The following is a 14,712-nucleotide window of genomic DNA, read 5'->3' on the forward strand; positions in this document are numbered from 1 at the left end:
AGGGTCGGTTTTCCGACCCTGCTTTTTTTTGTGTATATCTATAGATTTTTTCTATAGAAAGGATGGCGGAGATGGATATTCGTCGCTTGCAGGCGTTTGCCAAGGTCTATGACCTGCGCAGCTTTTCCAGGGCCGGGGATGAGCTGATGCTGTCCCAGCCGACGATCAGCGCCCATATCATGGCCTTGGAAGAGGAACTCGGGGCGCAGCTCTTTGATCGTCTCGGCCGCACCGTGCTGCCGACCCAGGCCGGCGATCTGCTCCATCGCTACTGCATCACCATCTTCAGCCAGCTCGACATGGCCAAGGCTGACATTTTGGCCCTGTCCCAGCGGGTTTCCGGGGACCTTGTCATTGGCGGCAGCACCATTCCGGCCCAATATATCATTCCGGGACTGGTGGCCCGGTTTCTCAAGCAATACCCCGAAGTCCGCGTGGACCTGCGCGGGGGGGACACGTCCGAAATCACCGCCATGGTGCTGGCCGGTGACGCCCATGCGGGCATCGTCGGCGCGCCGGCGCGCCAGCCGGAACTGGCCTGTCGCTCGATTCTGGAAGACCAGCTCGTGCTGGTCGCCCCCCGAGCCCAGGCACATGCCGGCCTTACCGGCGAGGACTGGAGGCAGCGCCTGACCGAGCTGCCCTGGGTCATGCGCGAAGCCGGGTCCGGGACGCGCCAGGCCATGGAGGAAGCGCTGCTCGCGGCCGGCGTTGATCCTCGGGACCTGCGCCAGGTGCTCCTGGTGCATTCGTCCCTGGCGGTCCTCGAATGCGTTGCCGCCGGGCTTGGCGTTTCGGTCGTATCCCGCATGGCCGCGCGGGGGTATCTGGAAAGCGGGGCGGTGACGCTCATGGAAACGCCGGAGCTTGTGATGCAGCGCCATTTTTACATCGTGCACCACGCCCGGCGCTACATGTTTCCGGCCCTGCGTTTTTTTCTGGCCGCTAGCGAAGTGGTCTGAGGCCCAAAGGGAGCAGGCGCGGCGGCAAGCGTCGTCGCATCCATTTTCTCTGCGTCGCCCCACGGAAAACGAAGCGCCCGCCCCGGCCTGGACCGGAGCGGGCGCTTTTTGCGCGAAGGGTATGCCGGTTATTAGCCGCTGATGAGCTGCATGGCCATCTTGGGCAGGGAGTTGGCCTGGGACAGCATGGCCACCGCCGACTGGGTCAGGATCTGTTGCCGCACGAACTGGGTCATTTCCGTGGCCACATCGACGTCGGAGATCTGGGATTCGGCGGCCTTCAGGTTTTCGCCCTGGATCTGCAGGTTGGAGATGGTGTTCTCCAGGCGGTTTTGCAGGGCGCCCAGGTTGGCGCGGATCTTGTCCTTGGACACGATGGCCGTCTGGATGGCGTCGAGGGCCTTCTGGGCCAGCTCCTGGGTGGAGATGCTGCGCCCGCTGGCGCCCGATGCCGCGCCAAGGCCCACGCCCAGGGCCGAAGCGGTGGAGGTGCCGATCTGGACGTAGTAATAGTCCTCGGCGCTCTGGTTGCCGGAGCCGAAGTGCACCTTGAGCTTGCCGCTGGCGTTGATGCCGGAGCCGCTGTGGGTGCTGGCGGACAGGTTGCCGTTCAAGAGATAGATGCCGTTGAAGTCCGTGGCGTTGGCGATTCGGGTGATTTCCGAAGCCATGGCCTGGTATTCGGAGTCGATGATGAGGCGCTGGTCCGAGGTGTAGGTGCCGGTGGCGGCCTGTTCGGCCAGTTCCTTCATGCGGATGAGCTTTTCGTCCACGACCTGGAGCGCGCCGTCGGCGGTCTGGATCATGGAGATGGCGTCGTTGGCGTTTCTCACGCCCTGGTTGATGGCGGCGACATCGGAGCGCATGAGCTCGCGAATGGCCAGGCCGGCGGCGTCGTCGGCCGCGGTGTTGATGCGAAGGCCGGAAGACAGGCGTTGTGTCGAAGTTGCCAGGGCGCCGTAGGAATTCGAAAGATTGCGGGCCGCATTGGCAGCCATTCCGTTGTAGTTGATGGTAAGAGACATGGCTTTTCCTCCTTGAAAAGTGTGTGCATCCAGCTCGCGTCCCATGTAAGCGAAGAGCTCGCCGACGCCATGGGGCTACTTGAGGTGAGCGGCTCGCGCCGGTTTACTCCGCCGTATTGATTCGCTGGTAACTTCCCTTGCCGATTGTTGCTGCCAATCTCCCGCTGTGACTGGCTGCTTGCCACACCTATCGGCCTATTGGAAAAACCCTTTAGGAGGAAAATATGAGAAAATTTTTAGTGCAAGAGGAGAAAACCGGGGCGAAGCGGGAGGCACTCAAAAGTAATCAGGAGGGATGCTTGAATGAAAGTCTGATAAATATGCTAGTTGCAGGAGTGTTGCAGATGTACCGCAGTGGAAGAAAAAGCAACCCCTTTTCGTTGTTCCTATCGTCCTTTCGGCAAAAGGCATTAGGTCGGAAATGAAATTTTTCCCGGAATTTTTCGCTCAGGGGTCGCCTTGACGGCTTTCATGGGCTATTCCAATGTTACGGCGTGATTGTGCTAACCGATGGAAAACAGAGGAGGAAGCGATGCGTATGAAAACCTTGCGCCTGGCGCTTGCGGCGGTGGCTATCGCCGTCTTGTGCGCCGGGCCGGCCTTGGCCAAGGACAACACCCTGATGATGGCCACCACCACCAGCACCGACGATACCGGGCTGCTGCCGGTTCTGGCCGACGCCTTCAAAAAGGACACCGGCATCACGCTCAAATGGGTGGCCGTGGGCACGGGCAAGGCCCTGGAGCATGGCCGCAACTGCGACGTGGACGTGCTGCTGGTCCATGCTCCGGCCGCCGAGAAGAAGTTCGTGGAGGAGGGCCACGGCGTCAACCGCACCGAGGTCATGTACAATGACTTCGTGCTGGTCGGCCCGGCTTCCGATCCGGCCAAGGTCAAGGGCAAGAAGGCCGGCGAGGCCCTGGCGGCGATCGCCGCTGCCAAGGCGCCCTTCGTGAGCCGCGGCGACGATTCCGGCACCCACAAGAAGGAAAAGGCCCTGTGGAAGTCCGCCGGCATGGCCGTGCCGGACAAGGACTCCTGGTATGCCTCGGTGGGCCAGGGCATGATGAAGACGCTCAACATCGCCGGCGAGCGCGGGGCCTACACCCTGGTCGATCGCGGCACGTACATCAAATACGCCGACCAGGCCGGGGGCAAGCCGGCGCTGGTGGTGCTGGTCGAGGGCGACAAGCCGCTGCTCAACCAGTACAGCGTCATCTCCATCAACCCGGACAATTGCGAGAGCACCGATTTCAAGAACGCCGAAGTGTTCCGCGAGTGGATGGCCTCGCCCAGGGGCCAGAAGCTCATCGGCGATTTTACCCTCAAGGGAAAAAAGCTCTTCACTCCCAACGCCGCCAAATAAGGACACCGCATTCCTTTCCCGGCCGGGCTCGCAAGGGCCCGGCCGGGGGTGAACGCTCGCCATGAATTATATTCTCGACGGGCTCCGCCAGGCCCTCGTCCTTCTGGCGCACGGCGATCCGGAAACGTTTTCCGCCGTCTGGACCACCCTGGTCGTCACCTTCGAGGCTATGCTCGCCACCCTTGCCCTTGGCGCTCCGGCGGGGTTTTTGCTCGGCTACAGGGAGTTTCCGGGCAAGCGGGCCGTGCGGCTGGTGGTCGAAACCTTTCTTTCCTTTCCCACGGTGGTCATCGGGCTCGTGGTGTACGCCTTCATTTCCCGGCGTGGGCCGCTCGGGGATTGGGAGCTTCTCTTCACCGTGCCTGGCATGGCCGTGGGGCTTACCATCCTGGGGCTGCCCATCGTCATCGCGCTGACGGCCCAGGCCGTGGAAAGCCTCGATCCGAGGCTGCGCCCGACCCTGCTCACCCTCGGGGCCAAGTCCCGGCATCTATTTCTGGCCACACTGACCGAGGCCCGCTTCGGCATGCTGCTCGCCACCACCGCCGCCTTCGGCCGCATCGTGTCCGAGATCGGCATTTCCATGATGCTCGGCGGCAACATCAGGTGGGACACGCGCACCATCACCACGGCCATCGCCCTGGAGACGGGCAAGGGCGAATTCGCCACCGGCATCGCCCTCGGTATGGTGCTCATGGTCATCGCCTTTGCCGTCAACCTGATCGCGGCGGCCTGTCGCCGGAGGGCCGGCTGATGGACGCGCTCTACGAGCTGGAAGACGTCACCCAGAGTTATGACGGGCGGGTTGTGCTCAACATCCCGCGCCTCACCATCGCCTCCGGCACCATCACCGGCCTGGCCGGTCCCAACGGCGGCGGCAAGAGCACGCTCTTGCGCCTGCTCGCCTTTCTGGAGTCCCCGGCCTCGGGCGTGGTGCGCTACCGGGGGGAACCGACCCTTGGCCGCGAGTTTGCCCTGCGCGGCGAAGTCACCTATTTTCCCCAGGAGCCGTATCTGCTCAAGCGCTCGGTGCGGGCCAATGTGGGCTATGGGCTTTCGGTGCGGGGCGCGCCGGACATCCGGGAGCGCGTGGACGCGGCCCTGGACGCCGTGGGGCTCGACCCGGTCCGTTTCGCGCCACGGTCCTGGCGGCAGCTTTCCGGCGGCGAGGTCAAACGCGTGGCCCTGGCGGCCAGGCTGGCCTTGCGGCCGCGAGTGCTGCTGCTCGACGAGCCCACGGCCAACCTGGACAAGAACAGCGCCGAGCTGGTGCGCCGGGCGGTCTTTGCCGCCCGGGAGGAGTACGGCACGACCCTGGTCATAAGCGGCCATGACCAACGCTGGCTGGACGCCGTGTGCGACAGCAAGCTGAAGCTTCGCGAGGGCGGGCTTCTCGCGCCGGATGCGGCCGACGAAACAGGTTGGCACGGGAGGACGGCATGAGAAAAGGGGTGCAGGTTCTGGGATTCAAGAAGTCCGGCAAGACGGGCTTGTGCGAGGCGCTGCTGGCGCACTTCACAAGTCGCGGTTTTTCGCCGTGCGCGCTCAAGTGCACGCACAATCCCGGCCTCGACAAGGAGGATACGGATACGGACCGGTTTCTGGCCCATTGCCGTACGGTGGGGGCCATCGCCGCCCGGGAGAGCGCGCTTTTCTGGAACGATCCGCGCAAGATTTCGGACATGATCGCCATGCTCGACGGCGACGTGCTGGTGGTCGAAGGCGGCCGGGAGCACGCCGTCGCCCCGCGCGTGCTGGTGCTGCACGAGGCGGCCGAGGCCGAAGCGCTTTCCGACCCGGGGCTGGTCCTTGGGACCTACGGGACGGTGCGCGCCCCGGGCCTGCCTCATTTCGAGAGCCTGGAAGCCGTGGCCGAAGCGGTCCTGGAAAAGGGCTTCGTCCTGCCGGGGCTTGACTGCGGGGCCTGCGGCCGGGAGGATTGCGGGGGGCTGGCCGCCGACATCCTGGCCGGTCGGGCCACGCCCGACGACTGCGCCACCACCCGCGTGGCCCTTTCCGTCACCGTCGGCGGCAGGCAGCTTACCGTCAATCCGTTCGTGGAGCGCATCCTGGCCTCCGGCATCCGGGGGCTTCTCTCCGAACTCAAGGGCTTTTCACCCGGCCCCATCGAGATCCGTATCGATTAGGTGATGCCGTATTGTCTTCGCCGCCCATCGCGGGTATGGGAAAACTAACAGCATTCCTACCCGGAGGATCCGCATGACCAGCGCCAAGGACGTTGCCGAGACGCTTACGGTCCTAAGCCTTGGCGCTTCGGATGATCCGTCCGTCCTCGACCACAACGTGATCGAGGCCGTGGCCCGCCGCGTCCATCAGAAGATAGACGACTACGAGGCCTATAATTTCACGGCCCTGCAAAGCGTCTCCCTCAACGTCTTTTTCGATCTGGCCCAGGAGTTTCCGACCCTGGAGCATCTTTATGCGGTGTGCCTGCTCATCCCCAAGATGTTTTTCGATATCGACTGCAACCTGTATGTGCTGGACAGCAAGAGCGGTTCGATCCGGCGTTGCGCCTACAAGTGCCCGTCCAAGGACGCCGGGGAGTTCGGGGATTTGCCCTTTCCGCAAAAGGCCGTGGTGCGCGAGGACAGGCTTTTAGTCCCCATCAAGGGCAACCATGAGCTTATTTCCCAACTGCCGTTCACGCCCCGGGAAGACGTCTTCGGCATGCTGGAGATATTTCCCGCCTCGCGCCTGACCGAACACGACCGGCTTTTTTTCGAGCGCTACGCCAACCGGTTCGGCTACCAGCTCCACAATCGCATTCTGGCCAACAAGAACAAGGAACACCTCCACTTCATCCGCAGCCTGGTCAAGGACATCGGGCACAACGTCATCGTGCCCAATATCTATTTCAAGCTCTATTACAAGCGCCTGCGCTCCAAGATCGACCTGCTCAAGTTCTTCGAGTGGAAGCTCAAGCAGTTTTTCGAAGGCGAGGCCGGCGAAGGGCAGGCGATAAGCCCCGCCCAGGACAAGCTCCTGCGTGATCTCGGCTACATCCACGAAGGCCTCATGGACCAGTACCGCCAGATACTGACCCACTACGAGCAGACCAGCCTTTTTCTGGAAACGCTTTTGCGGCGGTCCCATTTCGAGGAGGGACGGTATGTGCTGGAGAAGCGGGCCTGCAACTTCAAGAAGCAGGTCATCGACCTCCAACTCGAGCGCTACCGGCCGCGCTTCGAGGAACGCGGCATCGAGATCGACACTTCCCTTGGCGGGGTGCCGGACCAGGAAATCGAGGTGGTGGTCGACATCGGGCTCATAAGCCAGGTCTACGCCAACCTCTTTTCCAACGCGGTCAAGTATACCCGCGAGGTGACCGACGCCTCCGGCCGCAAGCGCCGCTTCATTTCCTTCGGCTGGGAGCGCAAGCAGAATTTCTTCGGGCCCAACCGTGACGGCATCAAGCTCAACGTCTTCACCTCCGGTCCGCCCATCCCGCCGGAAACCGCCGCGCACCTGTTCGAGGAGGGGGTGCGTGGGGAAAACGCCTCGGGCGAGTACGGCACCGGCCACGGCCTCTATTTCATCCGTGAGGTCGTGCGCCTGCACGGCGGGGTCGAGGGCTACGAGGCCACGTCGCTCGGCAACAACTTCTTTATCGTCCTGCCCATGGACCCGATTCTTTAAGAGGTCCGCGCGGCGCTTTCCAGAAAAAGCATGTTTCCTTTTTGCCGCGCGGCGAGGGACGCTTCCGATCCCTCGACCTTGAAAAGGTCGAGCACTTCGCGGCGCGAACGGGGAACGACTTCCCCGGCCCTGCCCCACATCTCCAAATAGCGATCGGCCAGCCGTCCGGCCCGGATAAGGGTGGTGCAGGCCATGTTGCCGCCAGGCTCGGCCACGCGCGTGAGTTCCCGGACGAGACGCGCGGCGTCCGGCACGGCATGCAACAGATTGCAGGCGACCACCGTGGCGAAGCGGTGGGGGCCGAAAGGCAGGGCCAGGGCGTCCGCGTGCACGAGCGCGATGTTGTCCGGCATGCGGCCGGCCAGCCGCACCAAGCGCCTTTTGGCCAGCCGCAGCAGGGTCAGGGATTGGTCGAGGCAGATCACGGGCCGGTCCCGACAGGCGGCATAAGCCTTGGCCGTAAAGGCCAGGGAGCCGCACCCGGCATCCAGGACCCAACCTGAAGCGGCGTCCAGGGCCCCACGGCACAGCCGTTCCACCGCCGATGGCCAGTAGCCCCAGACCAGCCGGTTGTAGAAGCGGTTGCAGGCGACCTGATCGTAAAACGACAGGGCTCCCGGCCGGTCATAGGCATTGCCGGCGTCGTCCGTCGCGTACACGGAGAAGATATCCGGCTCCACCCGCCGCGGCGGCGTTTCGGTCTCGAAGAGGGCAAAAAGCGTCTGTTCGTCGCGCATGTCGGAACCTCCCGGAACGGCCGTCCCGGCCTCACCGTTCCCGTTCTCGCCTGTCCGGTCCGGCCGGGAGCCGGAAATAAGCCGCGCAAAGGGCTGTCTACCTCCCGCGTCCGCCCGGCCACGTCAAACGCCGGTTGTTTGAGTCCGATGATCAACTCGCCCTGGGAGCATGCGCCTGCCGCGCGCGCCAAGCGCCGTTAGCGCAGCCTGCCCGCCCGCCACAACCGCAGCATGGTCGTGGCGTTGACCACGGCGATGGACGATTCGAGCATCGTGCCGCCGATGGAGCCCGACAGGATGTTGTTGGTCAGCCAGCAAAGCGTCGCGCACAACAGGACGAGCCGCATGCCGATCCCCCGCAGGAAAAAGACCGCCACCGTGCCCGAAAGCCCGGCCATGATGGGGAAGGCCGCCGTCCACGACGTGGCCACGGCCACGCCGAGCACCAGGTTGAGCGCCAGGAAAAAGCCCGCCACCCACGGCGAGCGGGTCCTAAGCGAGGTAAAGGTCCGCATGGCCGACAGGGCCGCGCTGACCGCCGCGGCATTGTTGCCGAGCAGGTAGAAGTGCAGCGTATAGGCCACGCATTCGCTGGCCACCAGAAACTTGAGCCGCCAGTCGATGCGCTGGGCAAAGGCGAAGATCCCGAGCGCGAACGCGACATAGCCGACGATTTGCGAAGGAGCGGTAAAATCCATGCGGGTCCCGGACTTGAGAGGTTGCGGATGCGGCGAAGGGAAGGGCGATGATCGCATGCGGTCGTCCGGCGGCTTCGCGTCCAGGCGCAATAGCCCTGGGCGTCTTTCCTGGCAAGTGGGCGTCGGGGCTTGTTGACACCACTTTTGAGTGGTGCTAGATATTGCCACCACTGAAGGATGGTGACAAATGACGATCGATCCGCAGGAACTGACGGCCCTGGGGCTGACGGCCTACGAGGCCGGAGCGTATCTGGCCCTGCTCGGCCGGCCGGAGCTGACGTCGGCCGAAGTGGCGGCCCGGGCCGGCATCCCCAGACAGCGCGTGTACGACGTGCTGGCCTCCCTGGTCGCCAAGGGGCTGTGTCTGGCCCGGGACGTTTCGCCCAGGGCCTTTGTGGCCGTGGACCCGGCGGTGGGGCTCGACTTGCTGGCCCGGGAACGGGAGGCGGCCCTGGCCCGGGAGCGGGAGACGACCAAAGCCCTGGCGGCGCGTCTGGCCACGGACCTGGGGCCCCTCTTTGCCTCGGGCCGGGGACAAAACGATCCCCTGGCCTATGTCGAGGTGCTTTCGGGCGCGACCCGCATTGCTCATCGGGCGCTTGCCCTGGCCCGGGAGGCCAAGCGGTCGGTCGCCTCGTGCATCACCGGGCCCATGATTTTGTCCGTGGAGCAAAACACCACCTTCATGCAGGCGCCGCTTGGCCGGGGGCTTGGCTACCGGGCTCTTTGCGATGCGGCCATTATGGACGATCCGGAACTGGGGGGCCTGCTGGAGACGCTTTGCGGCCAGGGGCTGGCGCTTCGCGTGGCCGACTCGCTGCCGCTTAAGATGCAGGCCTTCGACGACGAGGTGGCGTTGCTTTCCATGCAGGATCCGGCCGGCGGGCCGCCGAGTTTCACGGCGGTGGTCATTTATAACCGGGGGGTGGCGGCCATGCTTTCCCTGGCCTTCGAAGCGTTGTGGCAAGCGGCAAGGCCCCTGTGAAAGGAGTGGATGCGATGGCAAGCGCAATGGAAACGGGCGGCACGCGCCGGGATGGCATGGGACGGGTGTTGGCCGGCGGCGGGGTCTCTATCCGCAGCGGCTACGAGCCGGGCATCGTCGGCCGGGTGGGCGAGCTGCACGGCCGCTATTACGCCACGGCTTGGGGCGCGGGCGCGCCCTTCGAGATATTGGCCACGCGGGACATGTGCGCGTTTATCGAGGGCTACGACCCCGAGCGCGACCTCATGCTCGGGGCCTACAGCGAGGGGCGTATGGTGGGCTCCATCGCCATCCTCGGCCGCAAGCCCGGTCCGGACGGGGTGCAGCTTCGGTTTTTCATCGTGGACCCGGCCTGGCACGGCCACGGCGTGGGCAAGGCGCTGCTCCATGCCGCCCTGGCCTGGTGCCGGGAACGGGGCTACGGCAAGGTGTTTCTCTGGACCGTGGACGGCCTGCCCGCCTCGCGCCGGCTGTACGAGAAGGCCGGCTTCCGGATTGTCGCCCGGGAGCCGGACGACCGGTACACGGTGCTGCGCGACAACCTCAAGATGGAGCTCGACCTGTCCGCCGCCGGACACTGAAAGGACAAACGGCAACGCAAGGCAACGAACGCGTTGGGGAGGGAAGGCATGCAACGTGCGCAAGACGGTCAAAAGGCCGCGCCCCCGGAAGAGATTCCCGGCCGGGGCGTGCGCATCCGCAGCGGCTATGCGCCGGGGCTGGTCGGCGCCGTGGGCGCGCTGCTCGGCCGGTATTACGCCAAGGCCTGGGGCGCGGGCGCGCCCTTCGAAGTGTTGGCCACGCGGGACGTGTGCGCCTTTATCGAGGGCTACGATCCGGACAGGGACCTGATGCTTGCGGCGTATGCCGGCGAGGTCCTGGTCGGGTCCATCGCTGTCATCGGCCGCGTTCCCGGGGCGGACGGGGCGCACGTGCGCTTTTTCCTCGTGGACCCGGCCTGGCAGGGCAACGGAATCGGCAAGACGCTTTTTACCCGGGCCATGGCCTGGTGGCGGGAACGCGGGGGCGGTCGGATATCGCTTTGGACCGTGGACGGCCTGCCCGTATCGCGCCGCATGTACGAGAAAGCCGGGTTCCGCATTGTCGAACGCGTCAGCGACGCCCGCAATACGGTGCCGTGCGAGAACATCAAAATGGTGCTTGACCTGCCCGCTCCCGGACATTGAAAGATCGCTGCTTGAGAACGGAAAGTCCTCCGTGGGACACTTCCCGATAAAAAGTTTCGGAGGGGGAGAGCGCGAGAGGGGGAACCCTTTTCAAAGGGTTCCCCTCTCGCATTCTCATAGGCCACGAAAAAGGGACGCGGTCGCCCACGTCCCTTCCTTCTTGCCGGTTTTCGGCGGCGCTAGATGGCCGCGTCCCCGGATTCGCCGGTGCGGATGCGCACCACGCCCTCGACGGGGTAGACGAAGATTTTGCCGTCACCGATATTGCCGGTGTTGGCCGTGGTGCGGATGGTTTCCACGGCCTTCTCCGCCAGCTCGTCGGGCACGACGATGTCCAGGCGCACCTTGGCGTTGAACTGCACCTGGTACTCGACGCCGCGATAGGCCTCGATATGACCTTTCTGGCGGCCGTAGCCGCGCACTTCGGTGACGGTGAGCCCATGGATGCCGATCTTGTCCAGGGCGTCCTTGACCTCGTCAAGCTTGAACGGCTTGATGATGGCTTCGATTTTTTTCATGGCGTTCTCCGCGTCTTACCTGTGGGTTTTTTGCAGGACGAATTCCGGATAGGCGGTTACCGCCACTTCGTGCTGGTCCAGACCTTCCAGTTCGTGCTCGGGATCGACCCGAAGCGGGACGATCCGGTCAAGCACCTTGAAAAAGACATACATCACCACGAAGACAAAGACAAAGTTGGTGCAGATGCCGACGATCTGGGCCACGAGCTGGCCGCCGTCGCCGTAGAAAAGTCCTCGCACCGTGCCGTCCACGCCGTTTAAGGCGTCGCCGTAGCTGCCGTCGGCGAAAAGGCCCACCGAGAGGAGCCCGAAGGCGCCGTTGACGCCGTGGACCGAGATTGCGCCGACCGGGTCGTCGATCTTGAGCACGCGCTCCACGAAAAAGACGCTTATGCACAAAAGCACCCCGGCAATGGCTCCGATGATGACCGCGGACACGGAGTTGACGAAGGCGCACGGCGCGGTGATGGCGACCAGCCCGGCCAGCAGGCCGTTGGCCACCATGGAGATATCGGGCTTGCCGTAGAAGGTCCACATGTAGACCATGGACGAGAACGCGCCGGCGGCCGAGGCCAGCATGGTGTTGGTGGCGATGACGCCGATGCGCAGGTCCGTGCCGGACAGGGTGGAGCCGGCGTTGAAGCCGAACCAACCGAAGGCCAGGATGAAGCAGCCGGCGATGGCCATGGGGATGTGGTGGCCGGGCAGGGCGTTGGGCGTGCCGTCCTCGCGGTACTTGCCCAGGCGCGGTCCGAGGATGATGCCGCCGGCCAGCGCCGCCACGCCGCCGGTCATGTGCACCACAGACGATCCGGCGAAATCGACCACGCCGTGGCCGAGGGCGAAGTACTTGCCGAGGCAGGACAGCCAGCCGCCGCCCCAGACCCAGTTGGCGTAAAGCGGATAGACGAACATGGAGATGAAAAAGCCGTAGACGACGAAGGACTTGAACGTCCAGCGCTCGGCCATGGTGCCGGTCGGGATGGTGGCCGTGGTGTCCATGAAGACCATCTGGAAGAGGAACAGCGTGAACACGACGGCGTCATAGGACACGCCGGACAGGAAAAAGCCCGTGGTGCCGAAAAGACCGAACTCGTGGCCGCCGAGATGTATGGAGAACTCGTTGGCCAGCACCTGCCCGCCGCCGAGCGAGGCCACGCCGCCCACGCCCCCCATCTGGAGCGCGAAGCCGCAGATCCAGTAGCCGAGCATGCCGATGCCGTAGACCATCATGTTCATGGCCATGGTGTGGCCGGCGTTTTTGGCGCGGGTGAAGCCCGTTTCCGCCAGGGCGAAGCCGGCCTGCATGAACATGACCAGAAAGCCGCACACCAGCGTCCACACGAAGTTGATGGAGATGCGGTTATGTCCGACCACATCGGCCAGTTTGGCGGCCAGGGGCTCGTTTTGGGACAATGTGGCGAGGTCTTCCTTGGTGGGCGCGCCGGCGGTGGCTCCCACAACGTCGGCGGCGGTGCCGATGGAAGCGCCCGTGGGATCGGGGACAGGGGCTTCCTCGGCCCCGGCGACCGCCGGCAGGGCGATGATGGTTATGACAAGGGCCAGGAGCAGGCAACTCAGCGTCTTTCTCATGTTCTTCTCCGAATCCTAGGTGTTGGGGGAGGGCAAGTGCGTCTTGGGCCGTGGCGGCGCGGTCGTGCCGCTTTGGCCGCGCTTACGAGGAATCGAAGAGGGCGGGCATGTTGGGTCTCCGCTGCGAAAGGTGTTGCGCCGCCGGGCCGTGGCCGGTGGGCTGTATGGGCTTGCCATGCCGGTGCGATGCGTTCACCGGAGGAGCCGGTCGCCGTCCGCCGTGTTCCCGGCTGGATGCACGACAAATATGTTGTCCTTGCCGTGTCCTTTCGAAAAAAAGATGTAAAACGGGAGAATTATCCCGCAACTCTCTTGTTGTTCTTTTGGGATGTTTAGCGCAAAGAGGCTGTTTTGTGTCGTTTCAAGTTTGTCATATTAGACAATATTGTAAAATATTGCTTATCTCCTGGGGGTTGGCTTGCCCTGAAAAATACATTTCCAAACTGTAATATTAAAATGGCGTGACCAGCACGCCGAGGCCTTGGCCCCCAAGAGTCGCACAATAGCGCTCCTGAAGCGCGGCCCCCAACAGCGCCGCCCCGCCTGCCCAGGCCCCCGTTCCACCCGATATCGCGAGCCTTGCTCCCGGCCGCCGCCCTGGCCTACAACCGGGCCATGACGCGACAAACGCTTGCCGCCGGCGATCCGCCCCTTGCCGCCATGGCCTGGAACGGCGTGTCCCTGGACGTGCCCGGCGACTGGCGGCCGGCCAGGCTCGGGCTCGGCTACCTGTATTTCGAGGACCCCGACGGCCCGGCCTTCGAGTTCAAATGGCGGCCCGGAGCCGGTCGCAAGGGCATGGAGGCGGCGCTTCGGGCGCTGACCCCCAAGGGGGAGGCCTCGGCCGGGGCGACGCTTCCGCCAGAGTGGCTAAGGCCCTTGCACGATTTCGAACTGATGCCGCTATCCTGGAGCAAAAACGGCCGGGCCGGGCTGGGAGCGGCGCTTTTTTGCCCGGAGTGCGGCATGGCCGCCGTGTTCCAGGCCTTCGGCCCGGGCGACGGACCGGATGCGGCCATGCGCCGTCTGGTGGCCAAGGTGCTGGCCAGCCTGCGCCATCATGACCCGGGGCCGCCGGCCTTTCGGCTCTTCGGCCTTTCCTTCACCCCGCCGTCGGGATTCATGCTGTGTTCCCACACCTTCGTGCCGGGCCGCTTTTCCCTGTCCTTCGCCGCCGGCCGGCAGCGCCTGGACATCGTCCGCCTCGCCCCGGCCGACGTGCTCCTCGAACGGTCCCATCTGGCCGAGGTCGCGGCCCTGGCCTTCGGCTGCGACGACCGGACGCGGCGGGAGGAAGGGAGCCTGGCCGGCTGCCCGGCGGTCTGGCTGGCCAGCCGCCAGGGAACCGGCTTCCCGGACGCGCTGGCCCGGGGACTCGGCCGGCAGGGGCGGCTTTGCGTCATGCGCCACGAGGCCGGCGTCAACAAACTGCTCGGCGCGGGACTCGCCTCGGGCAAACCCGTGGACCGGCAATGGCTGGAAAAGGTGGCGTCACACTGTGTCTCTCTTTAAAAAGAAGCCCTTGCCGCCCGATGCCGGCGGCCTGACCCGGCGGCAGGCCATGGAGCTGGCTCCGGTGGTCAGCCGCGACGTGCGCGCCGAGGAAATCCCCTCCGGCGTGGTGCAGCTGTCCCTGCCCGTGGCCGTGCGCCCGGCCTTGGCCGGGTTGGCCCGGCGTTTCGGCCTGTGGGACGGCAAGCCGTTGCGCAAGACCGTGGAGCTCGACGCCATGGGCTCGGCCGTGTGGCGGCTCATCGACGGCAAACGCTCCGCCGGAGAGATCGCCGCCGAGCTGGCCAGGCGCTACAACCTCGACGCCCGCGAGGCCGAGATGGCCGTGGCCGAATTTCTGCGCCTGCTCGGCCGGCGTGGCGCTATCGCTGTGGTAGGACGTGAGGGAGAGGAGGAGTAGGGGATGCCTCCGGCGGCTGGGGGGAACCCTTTCTGAAGAAAGGGTTCCCCCCAGACCCCCCTCCCAAAGACT

At 64.8% G+C, this 14,712-nt stretch carries 16 protein-coding genes; 11 read left to right on the forward strand and 5 right to left on the reverse strand.

From position 1 onward, the window contains the following. Positions 1 to 71: 71 nt before the first annotated feature. A complete protein-coding gene (locus DESFRDRAFT_RS08640) occupies positions 72 to 962 on the forward strand; it encodes a selenium metabolism-associated LysR family transcriptional regulator (protein ID WP_005993061.1) in 891 nt (296 codons plus the stop codon). Positions 963 to 1,093: 131 nt separating this feature from the next. Here the strand turns inward: DESFRDRAFT_RS08640 and DESFRDRAFT_RS08645 are convergent, their stop codons facing one another. Further along, the gene (locus DESFRDRAFT_RS08645) at positions 1,094 to 1,987 is read right to left on the reverse strand and encodes a flagellin N-terminal helical domain-containing protein (protein WP_005993062.1); all 894 of its coding nucleotides are present in this window, start codon (positions 1,985 to 1,987) and stop codon (positions 1,094 to 1,096) included. A gap of 532 nt (positions 1,988 to 2,519) precedes the next feature. Here DESFRDRAFT_RS08645 and DESFRDRAFT_RS08650 point away from each other — a divergent pair. The 5 genes from DESFRDRAFT_RS08650 to DESFRDRAFT_RS08670 all read left to right on the forward strand — a co-directional run bounded on the left by DESFRDRAFT_RS08650 (position 2,520) and on the right by DESFRDRAFT_RS08670 (position 7,010). Next, on the forward strand, positions 2,520 to 3,353 hold the full coding sequence (locus tag DESFRDRAFT_RS08650) for a substrate-binding domain-containing protein (RefSeq protein WP_005993064.1): 834 nt from the start codon (positions 2,520 to 2,522) through the stop codon (positions 3,351 to 3,353). Positions 3,354 to 3,414: 61 nt separating this feature from the next. Further along, positions 3,415 to 4,107 carry an ABC transporter permease gene (locus DESFRDRAFT_RS08655; RefSeq protein ID WP_005993065.1) on the forward strand — a complete coding sequence of 231 codons (693 nt, stop codon included), beginning with the start codon at positions 3,415 to 3,417 and terminating at the stop codon, positions 4,105 to 4,107. Then, positions 4,107 to 4,796 (forward strand): ABC transporter ATP-binding protein, encoded by a 690-nt coding sequence (locus DESFRDRAFT_RS08660; protein WP_005993066.1) that lies wholly within the window; start codon positions 4,107 to 4,109, stop codon positions 4,794 to 4,796. Before DESFRDRAFT_RS08655 ends, DESFRDRAFT_RS08660 begins: the two co-directional genes overlap by 1 nt. After that, the gene (locus DESFRDRAFT_RS08665; protein ID WP_005993067.1) at positions 4,793 to 5,500 is read left to right on the forward strand and encodes a molybdopterin-guanine dinucleotide biosynthesis protein MobB; all 708 of its coding nucleotides are present in this window, start codon (positions 4,793 to 4,795) and stop codon (positions 5,498 to 5,500) included. Before DESFRDRAFT_RS08660 ends, DESFRDRAFT_RS08665 begins: the two co-directional genes overlap by 4 nt. A 73-nt stretch (positions 5,501 to 5,573) precedes the next feature. Continuing rightward, positions 5,574 to 7,010, forward strand: a complete 1,437-nt coding sequence (locus DESFRDRAFT_RS08670; protein WP_005993069.1) for a sensor histidine kinase — start codon at positions 5,574 to 5,576, stop codon at positions 7,008 to 7,010. On the opposite strand, the gene DESFRDRAFT_RS08675 is transcribed toward DESFRDRAFT_RS08670, so the two are convergent. Continuing rightward, positions 7,007 to 7,747 (reverse strand): class I SAM-dependent methyltransferase, encoded by a 741-nt coding sequence (locus DESFRDRAFT_RS08675; protein WP_005993071.1) that lies wholly within the window; start codon positions 7,745 to 7,747, stop codon positions 7,007 to 7,009. The genes DESFRDRAFT_RS08670 and DESFRDRAFT_RS08675 overlap by 4 nt on opposite strands. 197 nt (positions 7,748 to 7,944) lie before the next feature. After that, entirely contained in the window at positions 7,945 to 8,445 is a 501-nt protein-coding gene (locus DESFRDRAFT_RS08680) for a YgjV family protein (protein ID WP_005993073.1), read from the reverse strand. A 187-nt stretch (positions 8,446 to 8,632) separates the two neighbouring features. Between DESFRDRAFT_RS08680 and DESFRDRAFT_RS08685 the strand changes: the two genes are divergently transcribed. From DESFRDRAFT_RS08685 to DESFRDRAFT_RS08695, 3 genes are read left to right on the forward strand one after another with little or no spacing between them, the layout of a single operon-like run. Then, on the forward strand, positions 8,633 to 9,430 hold the full coding sequence (locus tag DESFRDRAFT_RS08685; RefSeq protein ID WP_005993075.1) for a TrmB family transcriptional regulator: 798 nt from the start codon (positions 8,633 to 8,635) through the stop codon (positions 9,428 to 9,430). A gap of 14 nt (positions 9,431 to 9,444) precedes the next feature. Further along, positions 9,445 to 10,011 (forward strand): GNAT family N-acetyltransferase, encoded by a 567-nt coding sequence (locus DESFRDRAFT_RS08690; protein WP_005993077.1) that lies wholly within the window; start codon positions 9,445 to 9,447, stop codon positions 10,009 to 10,011. 48 nt (positions 10,012 to 10,059) lie between these two features. Next, a complete protein-coding gene (locus DESFRDRAFT_RS08695; protein WP_005993078.1) occupies positions 10,060 to 10,617 on the forward strand; it encodes a GNAT family N-acetyltransferase in 558 nt (185 codons plus the stop codon). 179 nt (positions 10,618 to 10,796) lie between these two features. Here the strand turns inward: DESFRDRAFT_RS08695 and DESFRDRAFT_RS08700 are convergent, their stop codons facing one another. Then, the gene (locus tag DESFRDRAFT_RS08700; protein WP_005993080.1) at positions 10,797 to 11,135 is read right to left on the reverse strand and encodes a P-II family nitrogen regulator; all 339 of its coding nucleotides are present in this window, start codon (positions 11,133 to 11,135) and stop codon (positions 10,797 to 10,799) included. A 15-nt stretch (positions 11,136 to 11,150) separates the two neighbouring features. Continuing rightward, positions 11,151 to 12,728 carry an ammonium transporter gene (locus DESFRDRAFT_RS08705; RefSeq protein ID WP_005993082.1) on the reverse strand — a complete coding sequence of 526 codons (1,578 nt, stop codon included), beginning with the start codon at positions 12,726 to 12,728 and terminating at the stop codon, positions 11,151 to 11,153. A gap of 579 nt (positions 12,729 to 13,307) precedes the next feature. Here DESFRDRAFT_RS08705 and DESFRDRAFT_RS08710 point away from each other — a divergent pair. Together DESFRDRAFT_RS08710 and DESFRDRAFT_RS08715 are read left to right on the forward strand one after the other, a co-directional pair. Next, positions 13,308 to 14,240 carry a hypothetical protein gene (locus tag DESFRDRAFT_RS08710; RefSeq protein ID WP_005993085.1) on the forward strand — a complete coding sequence of 311 codons (933 nt, stop codon included), beginning with the start codon at positions 13,308 to 13,310 and terminating at the stop codon, positions 14,238 to 14,240. Then, the gene (locus DESFRDRAFT_RS08715) at positions 14,227 to 14,640 is read left to right on the forward strand and encodes a PqqD family protein (protein ID WP_005993087.1); all 414 of its coding nucleotides are present in this window, start codon (positions 14,227 to 14,229) and stop codon (positions 14,638 to 14,640) included. Before DESFRDRAFT_RS08710 ends, DESFRDRAFT_RS08715 begins: the two co-directional genes overlap by 14 nt. The last annotated feature ends 72 nt before the right edge of the window (positions 14,641 to 14,712 follow it).

The organism is Solidesulfovibrio fructosivorans JJ], assembly GCF_000179555.1.
Lineage (GTDB): Bacteria > Desulfobacterota > Desulfovibrionia > Desulfovibrionales > Desulfovibrionaceae > Solidesulfovibrio > Solidesulfovibrio fructosivorans.

Excerpts from the sequence above, each read along its gene's own strand:
- DESFRDRAFT_RS08640 (WP_005993061.1), top strand. The coding sequence starts at position 72 with ATGGATATTCGTCGCTTGCAGGCGTTTGCCAAGGTCTATGACCTGCGC.
- DESFRDRAFT_RS08645 (WP_005993062.1), bottom strand. The coding sequence starts at position 1,987 with ATGTCTCTTACCATCAACTACAACGGAATGGCTGCCAATGCGGCCCGC.
- DESFRDRAFT_RS08650 (WP_005993064.1), top strand. The coding sequence starts at position 2,520 with ATGCGTATGAAAACCTTGCGCCTGGCGCTTGCGGCGGTGGCTATCGCC.
- DESFRDRAFT_RS08655 (WP_005993065.1), top strand. The coding sequence starts at position 3,415 with ATGAATTATATTCTCGACGGGCTCCGCCAGGCCCTCGTCCTTCTGGCG.
- DESFRDRAFT_RS08660 (WP_005993066.1), top strand. The coding sequence starts at position 4,107 with ATGGACGCGCTCTACGAGCTGGAAGACGTCACCCAGAGTTATGACGGG.
- DESFRDRAFT_RS08665 (WP_005993067.1), top strand. The coding sequence starts at position 4,793 with ATGAGAAAAGGGGTGCAGGTTCTGGGATTCAAGAAGTCCGGCAAGACG.
- DESFRDRAFT_RS08670 (WP_005993069.1), top strand. The coding sequence starts at position 5,574 with ATGACCAGCGCCAAGGACGTTGCCGAGACGCTTACGGTCCTAAGCCTT.
- DESFRDRAFT_RS08675 (WP_005993071.1), bottom strand. The coding sequence starts at position 7,747 with ATGCGCGACGAACAGACGCTTTTTGCCCTCTTCGAGACCGAAACGCCG.
- DESFRDRAFT_RS08680 (WP_005993073.1), bottom strand. The coding sequence starts at position 8,445 with ATGGATTTTACCGCTCCTTCGCAAATCGTCGGCTATGTCGCGTTCGCG.
- DESFRDRAFT_RS08685 (WP_005993075.1), top strand. The coding sequence starts at position 8,633 with ATGACGATCGATCCGCAGGAACTGACGGCCCTGGGGCTGACGGCCTAC.
- DESFRDRAFT_RS08690 (WP_005993077.1), top strand. The coding sequence starts at position 9,445 with ATGGCAAGCGCAATGGAAACGGGCGGCACGCGCCGGGATGGCATGGGA.
- DESFRDRAFT_RS08695 (WP_005993078.1), top strand. The coding sequence starts at position 10,060 with ATGCAACGTGCGCAAGACGGTCAAAAGGCCGCGCCCCCGGAAGAGATT.
- DESFRDRAFT_RS08700 (WP_005993080.1), bottom strand. The coding sequence starts at position 11,135 with ATGAAAAAAATCGAAGCCATCATCAAGCCGTTCAAGCTTGACGAGGTC.
- DESFRDRAFT_RS08705 (WP_005993082.1), bottom strand. The coding sequence starts at position 12,728 with ATGAGAAAGACGCTGAGTTGCCTGCTCCTGGCCCTTGTCATAACCATC.